This is a genomic window from Gemmatimonas sp., from assembly GCF_041689975.1.
GTDB lineage: Bacteria > Gemmatimonadota > Gemmatimonadetes > Gemmatimonadales > Gemmatimonadaceae > Gemmatimonas.
Genome location: NZ_JBDNFF010000092.1, coordinates 1 through 2,886 on the forward strand (window position 1 = coordinate 1; position 2,886 = coordinate 2,886).

At 57.9% G+C, this 2,886-nt stretch carries 2 protein-coding genes and 1 pseudogene; 2 read left to right on the plus strand and 1 reads right to left on the minus strand.

The window, feature by feature from the left end; genetic code table 11:
* Together ACESNG_RS06370 and ACESNG_RS06375 are read left to right on the plus strand one after the other, a co-directional pair.
* Positions 1-1,116 (plus strand): glycoside hydrolase family 99-like domain-containing protein (locus tag ACESNG_RS06370; protein WP_373068268.1); only part of this gene is annotated, 1,116 nt, incomplete at its 5' end.
* A gap of 373 nt (positions 1,117-1,489) precedes the next feature.
* A complete protein-coding gene (locus ACESNG_RS06375) occupies positions 1,490-2,128 on the plus strand; it encodes a PEP-CTERM sorting domain-containing protein (RefSeq protein ID WP_373061494.1) in 639 nt (212 codons plus the stop codon).
* Between the two features lie 230 nt (positions 2,129-2,358).
* Here the strand turns inward: ACESNG_RS06375 and ACESNG_RS06380 are convergent.
* Positions 2,359-2,886: pseudogene (locus ACESNG_RS06380) on the minus strand (hypothetical protein); the annotation flags it as partial.

Here is a 2,886-nt window from a genome sequence, read left to right on the forward strand (position 1 = left end):
GAAACCAACACACTCAACGCGTCATCGATGCCCTCCGATCAATCAATCAAGGCGATCGCGTTTTACCTTCCGCAGTTCCACCCGATAGCTGAAAATGATGAGTGGTGGGGCAAAGGCTTTACCGAATGGACGAACGTAGTCCGATCAGTGCCCAAGTTCCGCGGCCACGTTCAACCGCGCTTTCCCACTGATCTTGGCTTCTGCGATCTGCGACTCCCGGATGTCCGAAAAGCGCAGGCAGATCTCGCGCGAGCGCATGGAGTGACGGCATTCTGCTATTACCACTACTGGTTCAACGGCCGCAGACTCCTGAATCGGCCGCTCGACGAGGTCGTGGCTTCAGGTGAACCCAACTTTCCTTTTTGTATTTGCTGGGCGAACGAGAATTGGACGCGCCGATGGGACGGCTCAGCCCAACAGGTTCTTCTTGGGCAGGAACATTCAATTGCGGATGATGAGCAGCACATTCGCGCGCTTTTGCCGACACTTGCCGATCCGCGCTATGTGCGCGTGAAGGGCAAGCCGCTCGTGTTGATTTACCGAACTGAGCTTTTACCAGAGCCCGCACGGACGGCCGAGATCTGGCAAAGAGAAGCCGTTGCGTATGGGTTGGGCGAACTCTATCTCGCACGCGTGGACAGCTTTTCTGGTGGTTACGATCCGCGGAGTATTGGTTTTAATGCCGCAGTCGAGTTTGCGCCCAACTGGAGCATTTTGCCCGGAGCCAGGCAGCAGAGTATTCCAGGACGCATAGCTAAAAAGTTTTTGGGAAGGAAGCCGTTTTGGGGTGATCATACGCTCTACCGGTACTCAGATCTCGTTACTCACATGCTGTCGCAGGGCTTACCGGATTATCCGCGATTCCGTTGTGCCTGTCCCTCGTGGGACAATTCCCCTCGGAGGAAGGCGAACGCCACGATCTTCGAGGGCGCGACACCAGAGCTTTATGAACACTGGCTCCGAAAGTTGATCGCGCAGCGTCAGGATATCGGTGGCGAACTCGCGCCGGTCTTCATCAATGCGTGGAACGAGTGGGCCGAAGGAGCTCACCTGGAGCCGTGTTCCGTGTATGGGCGAGGGTTTCTCGAGGCCACGCGGGCTGCCGTCTCCGAGTAGCGAATCATGCGGCTCAGCACATCGGCGTATTTTTTTCACGCGCGGTAAGAAGTCGACTGCACCGCGAAGCTGAAAGTCTTTATCACCGGTATTTTTAAATCTTCGCCAATCGGTGCGCGCCTGCGGATGCGGCTGGTGCTTGTGGCGCCGGCGTCACAGGTGCCCTGCAAATGTAGTGTCCGCGCAACATTCCCCGTCCTCGCCATTCGGCGGCTTGGCCATAAGTCCCTGCTCCGCACAATTTTACTACTGCAGGCGATGCGGCGGTTGAGTGGACCGACTTTTGCAGAATCGTCCTTCAGACCGCAGCTCGTCTAGACAAGGCCGTGCGGACTGGCGGTACGTACCACGAATCCTTTACACAGGTGGATGCATGAAATTTTCAAAGTCTCTGCTGGCGTCCGCGGCGCTCGTTGCGTCGGTCGGCACCAGCGCCAGCGCTCAGGTTGCTGGATCGATGGGCGGCCCCTTGGGGGGATTTCTGGGGTTGTCGACGGGTGCGTGCACCTTTGGCACGCCTTGCACGCTCGGTTCGATCGGTAGCATTGTAGGTGGCACCGTCTACATGGCAGATCAGCCTTTTGCCGATATTCCGGCCGGGGGAATTTTCCAGGGCCGTTTCCTAGCTGCTGGCCCGACGCCAACGGCACCGGCAACTCTGACCTTCTCGACGGGGATCCGGGATATCGGCTTCGTCTGGGGCTCCCCTGATCTTTACAACGTGTTGACGGTCAATTGGACGAACATCGGCGGCTCATTCAGCACGCAGTTTACGGCCGTCGGCCTTGGATTCCCCGTGACCAACGGCGACCAGAGCGTCTCGACGTCCGTGCGGTTCGTCGCGAACACGGGTAGCCAGATCACCAGCTTGGTGTTCAACAACAGCCCGCAGGTCAACGCCTTTGAGGCCGCTAATTTCAGCACCACGGTTCCGGAGCCCTCTACGTACGTGCTCATGGCCGCGGGGTTGGCAGCACTTGGACTCGTTTCGAAGCGTCGCAAGCAGGCGTAAACAGGGATGGTCAGCAGCTCGATTGGGAAAAAGCGGACTTCGGTCCGCTTTTTTCGTTCGTATAGCTGCCCTCGCTTGCCACCAGAAGAACCGGCCGTTGCAACTGCCTTCGGTTGCGCTGGTCGGCACCGCGTTGTCACCCTCACCATCGTGTTCTATGTCGATCCGTTGCGTCATCCATACCCTGTTGCGCTTGCGCTACACAAGTGTCAGCTACGCCACACCCATTTTTACTCTTGGTTCGGTCCGGCACCACCGGCACTTGCGATGGTGCTGCCAACTGTCCGGCGAAGCTTCGCTAAAAGTTCGAAAGCCGTACGGCCTGCGAATGACGAAAGAATCATCATTAAAACCTTAATGTCGGGCTGGAGACGGTACGCCTCGAGCAGCTGCATCCTCGCAGTCTGCATGTGGCCCAGACGGGCCTCCTCGCGGGCCAGCGAGACTAACAGCTGCCCAAGCTCTGCTTGCAAACGACGCACAAACGCTTGTGGGTAGATCTCTGGCGTACCCAGTGCATCACGAGTCAGCGCAAGTCGCCCCCGCAACATTCCCACGTGGTCCCGGTGTGTGTTTGTCTCATGAATGCGCCAGCGCGTGAGCGGCCGATCGACAATAACGCTCGATGCCTGGACCATCAGCTTGAGAAAGCAGGCGACGTCCTCATTCAGTGTGATAGCCTCGCTAAACATCCCGACTCGTAGCAAGGCGTCTCGCCGAATGAGGGTGGCACTTGGTAGGATAAACCAACCGGTTTC

Coding starts and splice junctions, on each gene's coding strand:
- ACESNG_RS06375 (WP_373061494.1), top strand. CDS start 1,490: ATGAAATTTTCAAAGTCTCTGCTGGCGTCCGCGGCGCTCGTTGCGTCG.